The sequence below is a fragment of the Pseudomonas nitroreducens genome, from assembly GCF_024170165.1.
Classification (GTDB): Bacteria; Pseudomonadota; Gammaproteobacteria; order Pseudomonadales; family Pseudomonadaceae; genus Pseudomonas; species Pseudomonas nitroreducens_C.
The window spans coordinates 402,894-419,275 of sequence record NZ_JALJXP010000003.1 but is presented as its reverse complement, the minus strand read 5'-3'; the positions used below and the strand labels follow the sequence as shown (position 1 = coordinate 419,275).

General features: G+C 67.1%; 16 protein-coding genes. 9 read left to right on the top strand and 7 right to left on the bottom strand.

Annotation, left to right across the window (positions count from 1 at the left end):
* The first annotated feature begins 40 nt into the window (after positions 1-40).
* The 4 genes from J2T47_RS09075 to J2T47_RS09060 all read left to right on the top strand — a co-directional run bounded on the left by J2T47_RS09075 (position 41) and on the right by J2T47_RS09060 (position 2,599).
* The gene (locus J2T47_RS09075) at positions 41-523 is read left to right on the top strand and encodes a nuclear transport factor 2 family protein (RefSeq protein ID WP_253444961.1); all 483 of its coding nucleotides are present in this window, start codon (positions 41-43) and stop codon (positions 521-523) included.
* 73 nt (positions 524-596) lie between these two features.
* Positions 597-1,298: a glutathione S-transferase C-terminal domain-containing protein gene (locus J2T47_RS09070; RefSeq protein ID WP_253444958.1), complete on the top strand. Its 702-nt coding sequence runs from the start codon at positions 597-599 to the stop codon at positions 1,296-1,298.
* On the top strand, positions 1,295-1,600 hold the full coding sequence (locus J2T47_RS09065) for a GIY-YIG nuclease family protein (protein ID WP_253444955.1): 306 nt from the start codon (positions 1,295-1,297) through the stop codon (positions 1,598-1,600). Before J2T47_RS09070 ends, J2T47_RS09065 begins: the two co-directional genes overlap by 4 nt.
* Positions 1,601-1,663: 63 nt before the next feature.
* On the top strand, positions 1,664-2,599 hold the full coding sequence (locus tag J2T47_RS09060) for a glutathione S-transferase family protein (RefSeq protein WP_253444952.1): 936 nt from the start codon (positions 1,664-1,666) through the stop codon (positions 2,597-2,599).
* Here J2T47_RS09060 and J2T47_RS09055 read toward each other — a convergent pair.
* On the bottom strand, positions 2,580-3,350 hold the full coding sequence (locus J2T47_RS09055; protein WP_253444949.1) for a DUF4344 domain-containing metallopeptidase: 771 nt from the start codon (positions 3,348-3,350) through the stop codon (positions 2,580-2,582). The two genes, J2T47_RS09060 and J2T47_RS09055, sit on opposite strands and share 20 nt — an antisense overlap.
* 327 nt (positions 3,351-3,677) lie before the next feature.
* Here J2T47_RS09055 and J2T47_RS09050 point away from each other — a divergent pair, with 327 nt between their 5' ends.
* Entirely contained in the window at positions 3,678-4,586 is a 909-nt protein-coding gene (locus tag J2T47_RS09050) for a hypothetical protein (RefSeq protein ID WP_253444945.1), read from the top strand.
* 177 nt (positions 4,587-4,763) lie between these two features.
* Here J2T47_RS09050 and yejK read toward each other — a convergent pair whose 3' ends face one another.
* From yejK to J2T47_RS09030, 4 genes are all read right to left on the bottom strand, one after another.
* A complete protein-coding gene (yejK, locus tag J2T47_RS09045) occupies positions 4,764-5,771 on the bottom strand; it encodes a nucleoid-associated protein YejK (RefSeq protein WP_192291739.1) in 1,008 nt (335 codons plus the stop codon).
* 112 nt (positions 5,772-5,883) lie between these two features.
* Complete coding sequence (locus J2T47_RS09040; RefSeq protein WP_253444942.1) at positions 5,884-6,168, bottom strand: type II toxin-antitoxin system RelE/ParE family toxin; 285 nt, start codon at positions 6,166-6,168, stop codon at positions 5,884-5,886.
* Positions 6,158-6,397, bottom strand: a complete 240-nt coding sequence (locus J2T47_RS09035) for a CopG family ribbon-helix-helix protein (RefSeq protein WP_253444939.1) — start codon at positions 6,395-6,397, stop codon at positions 6,158-6,160. The genes J2T47_RS09040 and J2T47_RS09035 overlap by 11 nt, the downstream gene beginning before the upstream one ends.
* A 118-nt stretch (positions 6,398-6,515) precedes the next feature.
* Positions 6,516-7,877 (bottom strand): TAXI family TRAP transporter solute-binding subunit, encoded by a 1,362-nt coding sequence (locus tag J2T47_RS09030; protein ID WP_253444934.1) that lies wholly within the window; start codon positions 7,875-7,877, stop codon positions 6,516-6,518.
* A 237-nt stretch (positions 7,878-8,114) separates the two neighbouring features.
* Here J2T47_RS09030 and sbcD point away from each other — a divergent pair, with 237 nt between their 5' ends.
* From sbcD to J2T47_RS09010, 4 genes are all read left to right on the top strand, one after another.
* Entirely contained in the window at positions 8,115-9,335 is a 1,221-nt protein-coding gene (sbcD, locus tag J2T47_RS09025) for an exonuclease subunit SbcD (protein WP_253444930.1), read from the top strand.
* Complete coding sequence (locus J2T47_RS09020; protein WP_253444927.1) at positions 9,332-12,796, top strand: AAA family ATPase; 3,465 nt, start codon at positions 9,332-9,334, stop codon at positions 12,794-12,796. The genes sbcD and J2T47_RS09020 overlap by 4 nt, the downstream gene beginning before the upstream one ends.
* Entirely contained in the window at positions 12,796-13,251 is a 456-nt protein-coding gene (gene aac(6'), locus J2T47_RS09015; RefSeq protein ID WP_253444924.1) for an aminoglycoside 6'-N-acetyltransferase, read from the top strand. The genes J2T47_RS09020 and aac(6') overlap by 1 nt, the downstream gene beginning before the upstream one ends.
* A 396-nt stretch (positions 13,252-13,647) precedes the next feature.
* Positions 13,648-14,139, top strand: coding sequence for a Dps family protein (locus J2T47_RS09010; protein WP_253444921.1), 492 nt, complete (start codon positions 13,648-13,650; stop codon positions 14,137-14,139).
* 46 nt (positions 14,140-14,185) lie between these two features.
* Here the strand turns inward: J2T47_RS09010 and J2T47_RS09005 are convergent, their stop codons facing one another.
* Both J2T47_RS09005 and J2T47_RS09000 read right to left on the bottom strand, forming a co-directional pair.
* Positions 14,186-15,001: a hypothetical protein gene (locus J2T47_RS09005; RefSeq protein WP_253444918.1), complete on the bottom strand. Its 816-nt coding sequence runs from the start codon at positions 14,999-15,001 to the stop codon at positions 14,186-14,188.
* Positions 15,002-15,030: 29 nt separating this feature from the next.
* Positions 15,031-16,266, bottom strand: a complete 1,236-nt coding sequence (locus tag J2T47_RS09000; RefSeq protein WP_253444914.1) for a dienelactone hydrolase family protein — start codon at positions 16,264-16,266, stop codon at positions 15,031-15,033.
* Positions 16,267-16,382 lie beyond the last annotated feature (116 nt).

Here is a 16,382-nt window from a genome sequence, read left to right as displayed (position 1 = left end):
CCCCCGATACTGCGTCATCTCTCCTGACGCGAGCCCTGCCATGGCCCACCCCAATGCCCAGCTGATCGAACGCTTCTACCAGGCCTTCCAACGCCGCGACGGCGAGGCCATGGCCGCCTGCTACAGCACCGACGTGCAGTTCAGCGACCCGGTTTTCACCGACCTGCGCGGCGCCGCGGCTGGTGACATGTGGCGCATGCTCACCGCCCGCGCCCAGGATTTCTCGCTGACCTACGAAGGTGTCGAGGCCGACGAGAAAAGCGGTTCGGTACGCTGGGTGGCGTCCTACACCTTCACCCAGACCGGTAGGAAAGTGACCAATCACATCTGGGCACATTTCCACTTTCGTGACGGATTGATCTGTCAGCACGTGGACAGCTTCGATCTCTGGAAGTGGTCGCGCCAGGCCCTGGGTGCCAAGGGCGCCCTGCTCGGCTGGGCACCGCCGGTGCAGGCGGCGATTCGTGCGCAGGCAGCCAGGGGCCTCGCGGCGTATCGCGCACAACGGGTGGGGGAGGCCTGATAGCGGGCTTTCGGGCTCGCCCGCGGCGGCTGGATAGGCTTAAATGACAGGCGACTGAGAGCCGGACGCCGCCATGATCACACTTTTCCAGTTCCCGCCCGCCTTCAACGTACCCAACGTCAGCCCCTTCTGCCTGAAGCTGGAGACCTTCCTGCGCCTCGCCGGGCTGGAGTACCAGGTCACACCCGTGATGGACCCGCGCAAGGGCCCCAAGGGCAAGCTGCCGTTCATTACGCTGGACGGCAAACCGATCGCCGACACGGCGATCATCATGCGTACCCTGCAGCAGTACTACGAATTCGACCTCGATGCCGGCCTCGATGCCCGCGGCCGCGGTTGGGCGGTGTCGATCACCCGCCTGTGCGACGAGCACCTGGTGCCGCTGCTGGTGTACTTCCGCTGGCTCGACGAGCAGGGCTTCCGCCAGGTGAAGGACGTCATGTTCCGTGGTGTGCCCGCGCCGCTGCGACCGGTGGTGGGAGTGATGCTGCAGCGCAAGATCCGCGGCGACCTCAAGGGCCGTGGCCTGTTGCGCCATAGCCGCGAGGAACTGCTGAGCTTCGCCCGCGACGACCTCGAGGCCCTGGACGGCATGCTCGGCGACCTGCCGTACTTCGGCGGCGCACAGCCGTGCAGCGCCGACGCCGCCACCTACGGCGTGCTGGCCAACCTGATCCTCAGCACCCTGGAAACCCCGCTCAACGACATGGCGCGCAGCTACGAGCGCCTGGTCGCTTATTGCGACCGCATGCAGGCGCGGGTCTGGGCGTCGTGACCGCCGCCGAGCCGAAACCCTGGTTCGTCTACCTGGTGCGCGCCGAGAACGGCGCGCTGTACTGCGGTATCAGCGACGACGCGCAACGCCGCTTCGAAACCCACCGTACCGGCAAGGGCGCGCGTTTCTTCCATTCCAGCCCGGCCCGGGCGCTGGTCTATGTCGAAGCCTGTCCCGGCAAGGGCGATGCCCTGCGCCGCGAGCGCGCGATCAAGGCGCTGACCAAGAAGGCCAAGGAGCGGCTGGTGCTGGCCAGTCCCTTCACCATCAGCGCCGTGGATGTCGTGCCATCCGAGGGATGAGGTAGGACTCATCCTACGTACGGGTTAAGCTGCCGGACCCCCTTCCGGCCGCTGGAGCCCCCCATGTCCGAGCTGATCCTGCACCACTACCCGACTTCGCCCTTCGCCGAAAAGGCGCGTCTGATGCTGGGCTTCAAGCAGCTGTCCTGGCGCTCGGTGACCATCCCGCCACTGATGCCCAAGCCTGATCTCATGGCCCTCACCGGTGGCTACCGCAAGACTCCGGTGCTGCAGGTCGGCGCCGACATCTACTGCGACACCGCGCTGATCGCCCGCCGCCTGGAACAGGAAAAGGCCGTGCCGGCGCTGTTCCCCGAGGGCCACGAATTCACCTCGTCGAGCTTCGCCCTGTGGGCCGACTCGGTGATCTTCCAGCACGCCGTCAGCCTGGTGTTCCAGCCCGAGTCCATCGCCATGCGCTTCGGCAAGCTGCCGCCGCAGTTCCTCCAGGCCTTCGTTGCCGACCGCAGCCAGTTGTTCAGCGGCGGCACCGCGAGCAAGCTGCCGGCCGAGCAGGCCAAGCACCAGTGGCCCGTGTTCATGGCCCGCGTCGAGGAGCAACTGGCCCGCGAGGAAGGCGACTTCCTGTTCGGCGAGCCCTCCATCGCCGATTTCGCCCTGGCCCACTGCCTGTGGTTCCTCAAGGGCACGCCGGTCACCGCGCCGCTGGTGGACGATTACCCGTCGGTCGCCGCCTGGCTCGGCCGCGTCCTGGGCTTCGGCCATGGAGCGGCCAGCGAGATGAGTGCCGAAGAGGCCATTGCCGTGGCTCGTGACAGTCAACCGGCGGCATTGCCGGGAGGTGCATTCATCGATCCCAACGGCTTCAAGGCCGGTCAGCGCGTGACGATAGCCGCTACCGACTATGGCTGCGACCCGGTGGCAGGCGAGCTGCTCCACGCCGGGCTGGAGAGCCTGATCCTGCGCCGCGAAGACCCGCGCGCCGGCACCGTCCACGTGCACTTCCCGCGTATCGGCTTCAGCATCCGCCCGGCCTGAGTCCGGCCGGGCCGGGGCACTGTCGCGTCACTGGGGTACGCAGGCGCGGCAGGTTCTCGGCCATCTCGCGGAAGTGTTGCAGGCGCTCGTAGCAGAGCGCCATTTCCCCGCTGTTGCTGTTGTACCAGGCGTCCGGTGCGCCGCAGCTGACCAGTCGCAGGTTCAGCGGGCGCGGTGGGTGGAACAGGCGGAAGACCTCGTTGACCATCAGCTGCAGGTGATCGCCGTCGCGTAGCAGGGCGATCAGCGGCACGGCTTGCGCCGGGTTCGTCGAAGGCGTGTCCCAGGTGAGGTGCCAGGCCGCGTGGTGCTGGATCGACGACGTGCGCCGGGTGTGCCTGATCCATTCGAACGCCTTGCTCGCCTGGCGGAATTCCTGGTCGCAGTAGACCGCCCGCTCATAGGGCAGGCCGGTGAGCGGCGGCAGCCAGTCCAGCCGAGCCATGTCGCTGCCATAGAGCAGGCAGGCGATGTTGTAGTAGCGCTGCTCGTCCAGTGGATGACTGTCCCAGGCCAGCACCTGGTCCGGCGGCGGCTTGGGCGTCTGCCATTCCAGCCGCCAGTAGTCGGCGATGTCCAGCAGGCGCGCGTCCACCTCGTCGCGTGGCAACCGGGCGTAGAGGTGGAACAGCAGGATGAAGCCGAGCTGGTCCGCCGCATCCTCCTCACGTCCGAGTACCGGCAGGTCGTACTCGGCGATCAGCACATGCCCCATCTCGTGCATCACGCTGAATTCCGCGTTGGCCAGCACGAAACGCGCGACGTTGGGCGTCAGAGGCTGGGGCGCCGGATCGGCGAAAAGGAGACGGGTGCAGAGCAGCAATAGCAACGCGCAGTATGAGCAGTGCGCCCGGGGATGCCCGGAGAGCGGGGAAGCAGCGACAGTGAAAGCAGGCAGGGCGGACATGGCGACCAGCGCGAGCGAGAGGCGCCTGCTTTGACTCTAGCAGCCGCACCGGGCGGGCTGCGGGGCGCTTTGTTGGAAGACTGTGCGATGCTCGCTTGAGGCGTCTGGCGCGGGCGTCTATTGTCCAACCCTCCTTGCACGACACTCATTGCACGAGAAAGGACGCCGCGCATGCACGCCTACGATATCGAACTGCTGAAATATTCCACGCCGGCCGCCGGGGAGGAACTCCAGGGCTGGTGCTTCGGCCTGCCGCCAGGCATCACGCCCGCGCAATGGCCGCTCGACCCGGACACCGGCTACCCGCTGATGCACGGCTTCACCCTGCGCCTGCCCGAGGACTATCGCGTGCATGGGCCGGAGATCGTCGCGCTGAGCTTCTTTTCGTTGTCGCCGGACCAGAACGACGGTGGCCCGAACTCGGTGGACGGCATTGCCGAGCAGGTCGTCGCGCCGGGCGAGCAGCCACCGGTTGACGAGCAGTTGCTGCCGTTCTGGCAGGCCGGCCGCGCCAGCCACCCGCGCCTGCATCGGATGGAAGACATCCTCGGCGGCGCCTACGCGTTGATCCTGCTGACCGAAGCCGAATTCAACGGCGCCGCGTGCCAGCCGCCGCAACTGCCGACGGGCAATGCCCTGTTGGCAGAGACCGAGCCGCCACTCTGGCTCAAGGACGGTTCTGCCAGCAGCTTCACCGAGCACGTGCGCGAAGGCGACTTCCTCCACCGGCTGTTCGGCGGCATTCCCCGGCCGGGGCTGGATGTGCGCTACCTGCTGCGCTGGGCGCCGCGAGCCAGCGACCCGAACGCCGGGATCAAGCCCGATGAATATGGCGAGACCGACTACCAGCAGTTCTACTACTGGGAGAACAACGACATCCATCGCGACAACTACCGCGAGCACGCCTGGAGCCAAGGCCACCAGCCCAACCACATCGGCGGCACCATGCGTCCGGTGCAGGGCATGCCGGACGTCGGTGCCTGCTACATCGGCTTCGAGGAGTATCTGGGTGGCTACAACTTCGGCAGCGGCAACGCCCAGCTGGACTTCCGCGACATGAAGATCGACTGGGCCTGTTGAGTCCTGCGTCATGCGGGTTCGCGAGCAAGAACTAGGCGTCCCCCTCGCTCCTACGAAGAGCATGCGGTACTGCCCGGCTACCTGTAGGAGCGAGCTTGCTCGCGAACAGCCCGGCGGAAAATCTACAGGCACAAAAAAGCCCATCGCGAGATGGGCTTATTCGTCAGCGCACCGACCTCAGTCCTTGCGGCGCTTGAGCTGGTCCTGCAGCTGGGTCGGCAGGCCGCGGATGATCAGCATGTCGCGGGCCTCGTCGTACTCCACCTTGCTGCCCAGCAGGTGCGCCTCGAAGCTGATCGACAGCCCCTCGGCGCGGCCGGTGAAGCGGCGGAACTGGTTGAGGGTGCGCTTGTCCGCCGGGATCTCCGGCGACAGGCCGTAGTCCTTGTTGCGGATGTAGTCGTAGAAGGCGCGCGGCGCCTGGTCGTCCATCAGCTCGGAGAGCGCATCCAGGGCCATCGGCTCGCCGATCTTGGCCTGGCTGGTGGCGTAGTCCACCAGCACGTCGGTCTTCTCGCGGGCCTGTTCTTCAGGCAGGTCCTCGCTCTCCACGAAGTCGCTGAAGGCCTTGAGCAGCGTGCGGGTCTCGCTCGGGCCGTCGACGCCTTCGGTGCAACCGATGAAGTCGCGGAAGTAATCCGAGACCTTCTTGCCGCCCTTGCCCTTGATGAACGAGATGTACTGCTTGGACGTCTTGTTGTTCTGCCACTCGGAGATGTTGATCCGCGCGGCCATGTGCAGCTGGCCCAGGTCCAGGTGGCGCGACGGGGTCACTTCCAGTGCGTCGGTCACCGCCACGCCTTCACTGTGGTGCAGCAGGGCGATGGACAGGTAGTCGGTCATGCCCTGCTGGTAATGGCAGAACAGCACGTGGCCGCCGGTGGAGAGGTTGGACTCTTCCATCAGCGTCTTCAGGTGCTCCACCGCCTGCTTGGAGAAGGCGACGAAGTCCTTGCCGTTGTCCAGGTACTCGCTCAGCCAGCCGCTGAACGGGTACGCGCCGGACTCGCTCTGGAACAGGCCCCAGGCCTTGTTCGGCTTGGCGTTGTAGCTCTCGTTGAGGTCGGCCATCAGGTTCTCGATGGCCTGGGAGTCGCCCAGCTCGGCGTCGCGCGCGTGCAGCGTCGCGGGGTTGCCGTCGGGCTTCTTGTCGATCAGGTGGACGATGGCGTGACGAATCGGCATGGCGGACCCGGATGTTCAGTGCCGGCGGCGCCGCGCGCATCGAAGCGGCGGCGGGGCGGGCGGATTGGAAAACGCCAGAGTTTACCCGACCCGGCGCCGGGATGCGCGACGCTTACCAGCGGACCGGTGGCAGGCGGCGGGTATGGAAGATGCGCAGCACCTGCAAGCGGCCTCCGCGAATACGGTAGGGGATCAGGTAGGGATGGCTGCTCATCGCCCATTCGCGCGTACCAGGCACGCGGCCTTCCCGGCCTGCGGCAGGATTGGCGGCGAGCAGTTCGACGTCGGCCAGCACGGCACTGACGAAGGCCCGCGCCGCTGCGGGATTGTCCTGGGCGATATGGCTGGCTTCGGTGTCGAGGTTGCGCAGGGCATTGCGCAGCCACTCAATCCGCATCGCGTGCCCACTTGTTGAGGATGGCCTTCACCTCGGCGTCGCTGGCGAAGTCACCGGCATCCGCCTCGGCTATCGCCTGCTGGATTTCGCCGATCTGCCAGGATTCGCGATTCAGGTATTCCTCCAGCGCCTGGGCGGCGAGGAAGTTCTTGCTGCGACCGGTGGCCTCGGCCAGCTTGGCAAGGGTTTCGGACTGATCGTCCGACAGGCGCAGGGACATGACGGGCATGGAGCACCTCATGTGTAGGGGCTTGAGGGTGTAGTGGCTTGCACTACAAGATACTACAACCTACTACAGGTGCTGCATGCGTCCGTCGGCTGCAGTGGATTCCGAAATCGCCGTCGGCTCACTCCGCTGGCAGCAAGCCTTCGTCACGCTCGCGGCGATTGCGGCGCAGCTGGCGCAGGCGGCGGATCACGTAGTTCAGGTGCAGGTGCAGCTCGTACAGCTCGTTGTAGTACGACAGCGGCACCTCGACCTTGGCCAGCTCGGCCTCAAGCTGCTCGAGGCGTTCGATCTCGGTGCTCAGTTCGGCGCTGCCGGTGCGCTCGTCCAGGCGCCGGTCGATCTCGCGCAGGTAGCGGTACCAGCGGTAGATGCGCGCGCGGATGCGCCAGCGGTACAGCGGGCCGATGGACTTGAGCAGTGGGATGAGGATGGCGATGAAGGGGATCAGCAGGATGATGTAGCGGTCCGCCAGCGAGGCGATGCGGAACGGCAGGAAGCGTTGCAGCAGTGGCGGGCCGCTCTTGTAGTAGCGCTCGGCGTCTTCCTGCAGGACCAGGGTGCGCGGCTCGGCGCTGGGGAAGGCGCCGGCCGGGTCGAGCAGGGTGCCGCTCTTCATCACCGCGCGCGCCGCTTCGAGGATCAGCGGGGTGAGCGCCGGGTGGAAGTCGCCGTTGACCACCAGGGTGGCGACCGGCGAGAGGGTTGCAAGGTCCTGGTCCGGCACGTTCTGCGCCAGGTTCAGCAGGCCTTCGCTGACCTCCACGCGCTTGAGGAAGGGAATCCGCGCCTCGTAGGCGTGGGCGCGGCGAAAGCCGGCGAGCTTGAGCTCGGGGCTGGCGGCCAGGCGCTGGATCAGCGGGTTCTCCGCCGGGCCGACGAAGAAGGCGGCGTCCAGCTCGCCGGCCAGCAACTGGTTGGCCACTGCGTTGCCGCCGTGGGCCTGCCAGCCGGCGGGCAGGGGATCGGTGGGGATTTCGTTGGCCTTGAGGATGGCCTCGGTCACCGCCTCGGTGCCGCTGCCGGCGCCGCCGATGGCCACGCGCAGGGCGAGCAGGTCGGCCAGGCGGTCGATCTTCGCTTCGCGGCGCTGGAACAGCCACAGCGGCTCCTGGAACATCGCACCCAGGGTTTGCAGGTGCGCGCGCTGCTTGGGCTCGAGCTGCTGCTCCTGGCCGCTCTGCACCAGTGCCAGATCCACGCCGCTCTTGCCGTCCAGCAGCTTGCCGAGGTTGTCGCGGGAACCTGCGGTGCGTACCAGCTGCAGGTCGAAGCCCTGCTTGGCGAGTTCCTCCTTCAGCCGCTGGCCGAACACCGCGTAGCCGCCACCCGGCGCGCCGGTGGCCAGGGTGGCGCTCATCGGTGGCGGCGGCGCGACGAAGTAGAAGACCGCGGCGACCAGTGCGGCCAGCACCGGCACCAGCCAGAGGTTGGCGCGGACCAGGATGGCGAGGTCCTTGAGCATGTTCAGAAGGCGTTGCATGGGGAGTCCTTGTGACGACGTGCTGTCCTGAAAAGATAGCCAGCCTGGACGCTGGTGAATGACGGGTGACGAATCAGGTGTTTCTAAACCGCTTGCACAGCGGCACCGTGGCGCAGGAGTTTCCCTGCAGGGGCGGGCCATGCCCGCGATCCGCCGGCAAGGCCGGCGAATCCGCCATCGGCCTGGCGCAAACCGCTATCATCGCAAGCCTCGAAACACGGCTGCGGACTTCACGGCATGCGCATTCTCCACACCTCCGACTGGCACCTGGGCCAGCATTTCATGGGCAAGAGCCGCGAGGCCGAGCACCAGGCGTTCTGCGCCTGGCTGGTCGAGCAGGTGCGCGAGCAGGCCGTGGACACGGTGATTATCGCCGGCGACGTGTTCGATACCGGTGCGCCGCCCAGCTATGCCCGCGAGCAGTACAACCGCTTCATCGTCGAGCTGCGCAATACAGGCGCGCGCCTGGTGGTGCTGGGCGGCAACCATGATTCTGTGGCGATGCTGGAGGAATCCCGCGACCTGCTGGCCTGCCTTGATACGCAGGTGATCGCCGCCGTCGGCACCGACCTCGATCGCCAGTTGCTGGTGCTGCCGCAACGTGACGGCCAGCCCGGTGCGATCCTCTGCGCGATTCCCTTCATCCGCCCTCGCGACGTGCTCACCAGCCAGGCCGGGCAGAGTGCTCAGGACAAGCAGCTGGCGCTGCAGCAGGCGATCCAGGCGCATTACCGCGCACTGTTCGAGCGCGCCGAGGCGCAGCGCGAGGCCCTTGGCCGGCACCTGCCGATCATTGCCACCGGCCACCTCACCACCGTCGGCGCCAGCGCCAGCGAGTCGGTGCGGGAAATCTACGTCGGCACCCTCGAAGCCTTCCCCACCAGCGCCTTCCCGGCAGCGGACTATATCGCCCTCGGCCATATCCACCGGCCGCAGAAGGTCGGCGGCCTGGAGCACATCCGCTACTGCGGCTCGCCCATTGCGCTGAGCTTCGATGAGGCGAATCAGGGCAAGGAAGTGCTGCTGGTGGACCTGGATGACCGCGGCCTGCAAAGCGTCACCGCGCTGCCGGTGCCGCGCTTGCAGCCGCTGAAGTCGGTGTCCGGCAGCCTCGCCGAGCTGCCCGCCGAACTGGCCCGCGTCGCCCGCGAGGGCAGCGCGGAGCAGCCAGTCTGGCTGGAAGTGATGGTGCATACCGACGACTACCTGACCGATATCCAGCTGCGTGTGGAGAAGCTCTGCGAGGAGCTGCCGGTGATCGTCCTGCGCACCCGCCGCGAGCGCGGCACCGCACAGGCGGCGCTGTTCAGCGAAGCCAGGGAAACCCTTGACGAACTCAGCCCCGAAGACGTGTTCCGCCAGCGCCTGGACGCCGAGGACCTGGAGGCGCCATTGCGCGAGCGCCTGACCGGGCTCTACCGCGAAGTCGTCGCCGAGCTGCAGGAGGAGCGCCCGTGAGAATCCTCAGCCTGCGCCTGAAGAACCTCAACTCGCTCAAGGGTGAATGGAAGATCGACTTCACCGCCGAGCCCTTCGCCGGCAACGGCCTGTTCGCCATCACCGGGCCCACTGGGGCGGGCAAGACCACGCTGCTCGATGCCATCTGCCTTGCCCTGTACCACCGCACGCCGCGCATGAGCGTGCTGTCGCAGAGCGGCAACGAACTGATGACCCGGCACACCGCCGACTGCCTTGCCGAAGTGGAATTCGAGGTGAAGGGCCAGTCGTACCGCGCCTTCTGGAGCCAGCGCCGCGCCCGCGACAAGGCCGAAGGTGCATTGCAGGCGCCAAAGGTGGAGCTGGTGCGCATCGACCGCGCCACCGGCGAGGGGCAGATCCTCACCGACAAGATCAACGACAAGCTGAAGCAGACCGAGACCCTCACGGGCCTCGACTTCGAGCGCTTCACCAAATCCATGCTGCTGGCCCAGGGTGGTTTCGCCGCTTTCCTCGAAGCCAACGCCAACCAGCGCGCCGAGTTGCTGGAGGAACTCACCGGCACGGAAATCTACGGACTGATTTCCCAGCGCGTGTTCGAGCGCACCCGTGAGGTGCGCGGCGCGCTGGATCAGTTGCGCGCCCGCGCAGAGGGCGTCGAACTGCTCAGCGCCGAACAGCGCATGGAACTGGAGCAGCAAGGCCGCGACGCTGCCGTTCAGGAAGCTGCCTTGCAGGCGCAGCATGCGGCTGTTCAGGCGCAACGTCGCTGGCGTGAAGACCTGACCCGCGCGCAGCAGCAGGTCGAGCAGGCCGGCGCGAAAGAAGCCGGTGCGCGCCAGGCGCTGGAACAGGCGCAACCTGATCTGCAGCGTCTGGCGGACAGCGAGCCTGCCGCCCGCCTGCAACCGTTGCATCAGGCCTGGCGAAGCAGCCACGAGACTGTCGAACAGGGCCGCGTGGCGCTGGAGGACAACCGCACGCAGCTGGCGTCCAATCGCGGAGAAGTCGCCCAGGCACTTTGGCAGGCCAAGCAATACGCTCAGCAGACGCTGGCTGCACGCGAGGGCGACTACAAGGCGGTCAGCGAACAGTGCCAGCAATTGCAGGCGCGTCTGGCGCAGCATCCCCATCGCGCAAAGCTGGGCGAGCTGCTGGGTGGCTGGCGCGCGCAATTCGCCCAGCGCTCGCGTTTGGCGCAGGCCATTGCCGACCTGCAGCAGCAAGCGCAGGCAGCTGATCAGGCAATGCAGGCAGCGACCGGGCAGCGCCAGACGCTGCTGGGCAACGCCGCCTTCCTGCAGCAGCAGTCCGACTCGGCCGGCGTGCAGGAACAACAGCATCAGCAGCAGCTCGATGCCTTGCTCGCCGGTGCCACCGAGAGTGATCTGCGTGAACGTCTGCAGCAGGCGCAACTGTACAGCCGTACCCTCGACCGCCTGGAACAATTGGCCCGGGATCGCGCCCAGGCTGCCGCGCAAGTAGCGCGCTGGCAGCCCGAGCTGGATGCGCTGCGCCAGCGCAAGGCCGGGCGCGACACGGCCATCGTCGCCTTGCGCGAGCGTTTTCAGGCGACCAGACAGCAGGTCGCCGACAAGGAAAGACTCCTTCAGCAGGAGCAGCGCATTCACCAGCTGGAGCACCTGCGCGCCCAGCTGCAACCGGGTGAGGCCTGCCCGTTGTGCGGGTCGCCGGAGCACCCGGCGGTTGCGGCCTACCAGGCGCTGGATGTGTCGGCCACGGAGAAGTTGCTGGAGCAGGCGCGCCAGCTGTTGGCCGAGCTGGAAGGCCAGGGCATCGCCTTGCGCGGCGAGCTGGCCGAACTGGATGCGCAACTGCAGCAGGGACAACGGCAACTGGACGACGCCCAGGCTGCGCTGGCGCAGCATCAGCAGGCGTGGCAGCAACAGTGCGAAGCTCAGGGCGTCGCGCTGACGGACGACCAGCAGCTGACCGTCGAGCGTGAGCGCCACGAGGCGTCGCTGTCTGCCTTGCAACATCAACTCAAGGCATTGGAAGCCCTGCGCGCCCAGCTCCAGCAGACGCAACAGCAGCGTCAGCGCGCCGAGCGCGATCACGCCGAGGCTGCGCAGCAGCTGGCGCTGTTCGAGCAGCAGCAGGCGCACGGGCGTCAGCGCCAGGAAGAGCGCGCACAGCAACTCGCGGCCCAGCGCGCGGACCTGCAACAGCAGGACCAGGCGCTGGCAACCGCGCTGGGCGAACTGGGCTACGAGGTGCCGGGAGACGGCGAGCACTGGCTGGCGGAGCGCACGGCGGAGTGGCAGCAATGGCAGCAGGACCAGCAGCGCGGCCAGGAACTGGCCGCAGCCGAGCGTGATGCCGAACAGGCTTGCCGCGCGGCGCAACAGATCGCAGCGCAATGGCAGCAGCGTTGGCAGGACGCTGGCTTCGATGCACGCGAGGTGCTGGTCATCCATGCGGCACCGCAGCAGGCATTGGCGCAGGCCGAGGAGCGATTGGCGGCTGCCCAGCGCCAGACCGATGCCTTGCAGGGCCGTGAGCAGTCGCTGCTGGAGCGGCTGGAACAGGAGCAGGCGCGCCTGGCAGAGCGTCTGGCGAGCTGGCAGCAGGCGCTGATGGCGAGCCCCTTCGCCGACGAGGCGACCTACCTCGCCGCGCTGCTGGACGATGCCCGGCGCAGTGAACTCAACCAGTTGCGCCAGCGTCTGGAAACGGCCATCACCGAAGCCGTCACCCTGCGCGCGGCGGCGGCCCGGGACGTCGAGCGCCTGCAGGCCGAACCCCATGGCGAGCAGGCGCTGGAGGAACTCGACCAGCAATTGCAGGCACTCGCCACCCAGCTGCGCGAACTCGGCCAGCGCCAGGGCGAGATCCGCGCCCAGCTGCAGGGCGACGACACCCGTCGCGCCAGCCAGCAGAGCCTGTTCGCGGATATCGCCCGGCAGGAGGAGGAACACGACCTCTGGCAGCGCCTCAACAGCCTGATCGGCGCCTCCGACGGCGCGCGCTACCGGCGCTTCGCCCAGGGCCTGACCCTCGATCACCTGGTGCACCTCGCCAACCGCCAGCTGCAGCGTCTGCACGGGCGCTACCAGCTGGCGCGACGCAGCGACGGCGAGCTGGAGCTGGAAGTGGTGGACACCTGGCAGGGCGACACCGCGCGTGACTGCAAGACGCTGTCGGGCGGCGAGAGCTTCCTGGTCAGCCTGGCCTTGGCGCTGGCGCTGTCGGACCTGGTCAGCCACAAGACCAGCATCGATTCGCTGTTCCTCGACGAAGGCTTCGGCACCCTCGACGGCGAGACGCTGGAGGTCGCGCTGGATGCCCTCGACAGCCTCAACGCCAGCGGCAAGACCATCGGCGTGATCAGCCACGTCGAGGCGCTGAAGGAGCGCATCCCGGTGCAGCTCAAGGTGCACAAGGGCGTCGGCATGGGGTACAGCCAGCTTGACGCACGCTTCCGTTTCAACCCTGAGCGCTTCGAGCCGGAGAAGGCCTGATGCAGAGGCTGGTGCGGCACTGCGACGAGAACGATCAGGCCGACTGGATCGACCTGCGCCTGCAACTCTGGCCGGGCGATCACGCGCAAGCGTTCTTCGAGGAAGCGCGCGACATGCTTGCGCAGCCGCAACGCTACGGCGCGTGGTTGGCCCGCGATGAACAGGGCAGGGCGCTCGGGTTGGCCGAAGCCTCGGTGCGCAGCGACTACGTGAATGGCACAGAAGGCTCACCGGTGCTGTTTCTCGAAGGTATCTACGTGCGCGAGGACGCCCGTCGGCAGGGCGTGGCGCGGGCGCTGGTGCGCGCTGTGCAGGCCTGGGGCAGTGCGCGCGGCTGTGTGGACTTCGCCTCCGATGCGGCGCTGGACAACACCGTCAGTCATGCCCTGCATCGCGCGCTGGGCTTCGTCGAAACCGAGCGTGTCGTGTACTTCCGCAAGCCGATCCGCGATTGACCCACATCAGTCGGAACGCTGCAGTGAGACTGCTGTCAACTTGCAATCGACGCAGGGCGATATAGGCTCAAGACCGCGCAACGCAGCCGTATCTGCCCAAGTCGGCATTCACGTGATCTTTCGTAGAGGTGATTTGTGATGAAGCAATCCGCATCGGCTCCGAAGAAACCCGCAGCGGCCAAACCCGCCGCGAAGCCGGCTGCGAAAGCGGCCAGCAAACCTGCTGCAAAACCGGCCGCCGCCAAACCTTCCGCCAAGCCAGCGGCCAGCAAACCCGCTGCCAAGACCGCAGCTGCCAAGCCGGCTGCAAAGGCCTCTGCCGCCAAGCCGGCCGCAGCCAAGTCCACCGCGGCCAAGCCTGCTGCCGCGAAAAGTGTCCCGCGCCGAGCCCCCGCGTTGGCCACGCCATCGGACCTGAGCAAGCTCGCCACCCGCGACCTGTCCGCCGCGCTCAATCGCCTGCTGGCCGATGTCTTCGCCCTGTACCTGAAGACCAAGAACTTCCATTGGCACGTCAGCGGTCCGCACTTCCGCGACTACCACCTGCTGCTGGACGATCACGCCACCGAAATCTTCGCGATGACCGACGCCATCGCCGAGCGCAACCGCAAGATCGGTGGCAACACCATCCGCTCCATCGGCCATATCTCGCGCCTGAAGCGCATCCTCGACAACGATGCCGAGTTCGTCCAGCCGCTGGACATGCTGGCCGAGCTGCAGGAGGACAACAAATCGCTGACCTCCTACATGCGCGAGGTCCATGATCTGTGCGACGAGTACCACGACATCGCCACGGCCAGCCTGATCGAGAACTGGATCGACGAGACCGAGCAGCGCACCTGGTTCCTCTTCGAGACCAGCCGCCGGGGTGACAACACCGGGCACTGATCCTGGTGTCGGCACTGGAAAAAGGCCCCGCGAGGGGCCTTTTTCGTTACTGCGCCGTCGCTGGCTGGCTCTGCCAGAAGGTGGAGAACTCCTCGAAGGGATAGCGCGCGCCGTCGTAGCTGACGGTCTTGCGCACGGTCCTGGGCGCGCCGACGTCGTCGCCTTCGTGCTCGCGCTGCACCTTCGACGTCACGATCAGGTCGGCGTAGCCGTGGTGACTGTCCTTGCCCATGGCCAGGGTGAGTTGCGAGCGTTCGATGACCAGCTTGTCGGCTCCGCCGCAGACCACGCCTTCGAGCGTCGTCCATTGCCGCAGGTAAGTGCGGAACACCTCCCTGAGCTGGCCGCCTTGTGGCGCGTAGAGGCTGAAGTCGTCATAGGACCAGGCGTCCGGGCAGCTCGCGCCGCGCGCCACGCTGCTGACGACAAGGCCGAAGCCGCGCACCTCCGGCGCCAGGCGATAGCGCGCGGTGTCGAGCCACAGGCTGGAGCCGTCGATCTCCACCATGGCGTCTTCGCCGATGCTGTCATCGCTGCGAGTCACCAGCTTGCCGCTGCGGGTGTCGAGTTGGCCGACCAGCAGGTTGAGGTTGCGCTCGCCCGGTTCGGCCTTGTCGCTCGCCGCGCTGTAGGCGACCGCAACCACCTGCAGCTTCGGGTCATCCGGCCAGGGCTTGCAGGCAGCGGCTACCACGGGTGTTGCCGCTCCGGACTGCGGTGGCTGCCAGCCCTGCTGGCCGAGCAGCCCGGCCAGTGTCTGCAAGGTGGCTGCGTCGCAGGGCTGCGCGGTGCGCTCCGCCGCGGCGGCGCTGCCGGCAAGGGCCAGCAGCGCGGCGCAGGTCCATTTCCCTATGGGGTACATCGGGTGCTCCTTGGGGTCGTTGAGGAGGCTCAGCGGCCTTCGCTGTCCTTCCACTTGTTCATCAGGGTGTTCGATTCCAGGCTCTCGTCGAGCAGCTTCTTCGCTGTTTCCACGCCGGCCACCGGCAGCCCGGCAGGGTCGAGCAGGCCGATCTGCACCAGTACGCTGGCCTGATCCCAGTAGATGTGTTCGTGGCACAGCTTGTCGCCACGGAAGCGGATCACGCCGAGCATGGGGATTTCCACGTACTTGCCGGTGGGCGGCACGCCGGGGAGCATCCAGTCGATCTCGCTGGTGTGGGTGAAGCACATGACGAATTCGTCCACCACCTGCAGCGCGCCGACGGTGCGGGATATCGGCACCAGCTTCATGTCCGGCGGGTTGCCGTGGACGAAGTGGTTGCGGTAGAAGCGCGCCAGTTCGTCCTGGCCGACGCCGCCGGTCATGGTGGGGATGTGGTTGACGTAGGGCTGGGCGACCATGGTCGCCATGGTGGCGGGCACGTCGCGGGCGGCGAACTCGTGGTGGATGTGGTCTTCCCACAGCTGCGACAGGTCGAATTCCGGGCCGATCTCGCGCTTGAGCGCGCCAATGCTGCGCTCGTGGGCCATCAGTGCCGCTGGCTTGTCGAAGTGCATGCCGTGGGGGCGGGCGAAGGCGTGGTCGACGCCGGGATAGGTGTAGATCTCCACCTTCGGCAGTTTGCCGAGGACTTCGCCGATGGCAGCGCGGGCGTCGGCGTCGCAGTACACGTCCTGTTCGGCGAAGTGCAGCACCAGGCGGCCCTGGATGTTCTTCGCCTCGTCGAGCATCTGCTCGATGCCCATGCCGTAGTAGCCCACCGAGCAGGCTGCGTCGGTGCGCGCGGCGGTGAGGTAGGCGAGCTTGCCGCCCAGGCAGAAGCCGACGTAGCCGATGCCGCGCTCCTCGACCTCGGGCAGGGCGCGCAGGGCGTCCATGGCGGCGGCGATGTCGTCCACGCCCTTGTCCACGTCGAAACGCTGGAACAGGCCGATGGCCTGGCCGAACTCGGCTTCGCTGTAGCCCAGCTGCAGGTTCGGCTGCAGGCGCCAGAACAGGTCGGGCACCAGGGCGACGTAGCCTTCCTCGGCGTAGCTGTCGGCGATGCTGCGCATGTTGGCGTTGACGCCGAAGATCTCCTGGCCGATCACCACGCCGGGGCCGTGCCCGCTGGCCGGTACCGCGAGATAACCGCTGAAGCTGCCGCTGCCGTCGCGTGCGGCGATGCTGATGTTCTTGCCCATGTTCCCTTCTCTCCCAGGCTCGTTGTTGTGTTGTTCTGGCGCCGCATAGGGTGCGTGCTGGAGCGGCGCCTGCCAAGTGGCCGAAGGTGCGATGGTGGTTGACAGTGCGTTGCCGG

Bases quoted from the DNA above. Each gene is read 5' to 3' on its own strand.
- J2T47_RS09075 (WP_253444961.1), top strand. From the start codon at position 41: ATGGCCCACCCCAATGCCCAGCTGATCGAACGCTTCTACCAGGCCTTC.
- J2T47_RS09070 (WP_253444958.1), top strand. From the start codon at position 597: ATGATCACACTTTTCCAGTTCCCGCCCGCCTTCAACGTACCCAACGTC.
- J2T47_RS09060 (WP_253444952.1), top strand. From the start codon at position 1,664: ATGTCCGAGCTGATCCTGCACCACTACCCGACTTCGCCCTTCGCCGAA.
- J2T47_RS09050 (WP_253444945.1), top strand. From the start codon at position 3,678: ATGCACGCCTACGATATCGAACTGCTGAAATATTCCACGCCGGCCGCC.
- yejK (WP_192291739.1), bottom strand. From the start codon at position 5,771: ATGCCGATTCGTCACGCCATCGTCCACCTGATCGACAAGAAGCCCGAC.
- J2T47_RS09040 (WP_253444942.1), bottom strand. From the start codon at position 6,168: ATGCGGATTGAGTGGCTGCGCAATGCCCTGCGCAACCTCGACACCGAA.
- J2T47_RS09035 (WP_253444939.1), bottom strand. From the start codon at position 6,397: ATGCCCGTCATGTCCCTGCGCCTGTCGGACGATCAGTCCGAAACCCTT.
- J2T47_RS09030 (WP_253444934.1), bottom strand. From the start codon at position 7,877: ATGCAACGCCTTCTGAACATGCTCAAGGACCTCGCCATCCTGGTCCGC.
- sbcD (WP_253444930.1), top strand. From the start codon at position 8,115: ATGCGCATTCTCCACACCTCCGACTGGCACCTGGGCCAGCATTTCATG.
- J2T47_RS09005 (WP_253444918.1), bottom strand. From the start codon at position 15,001: ATGTACCCCATAGGGAAATGGACCTGCGCCGCGCTGCTGGCCCTTGCC.
- J2T47_RS09000 (WP_253444914.1), bottom strand. From the start codon at position 16,266: ATGGGCAAGAACATCAGCATCGCCGCACGCGACGGCAGCGGCAGCTTC.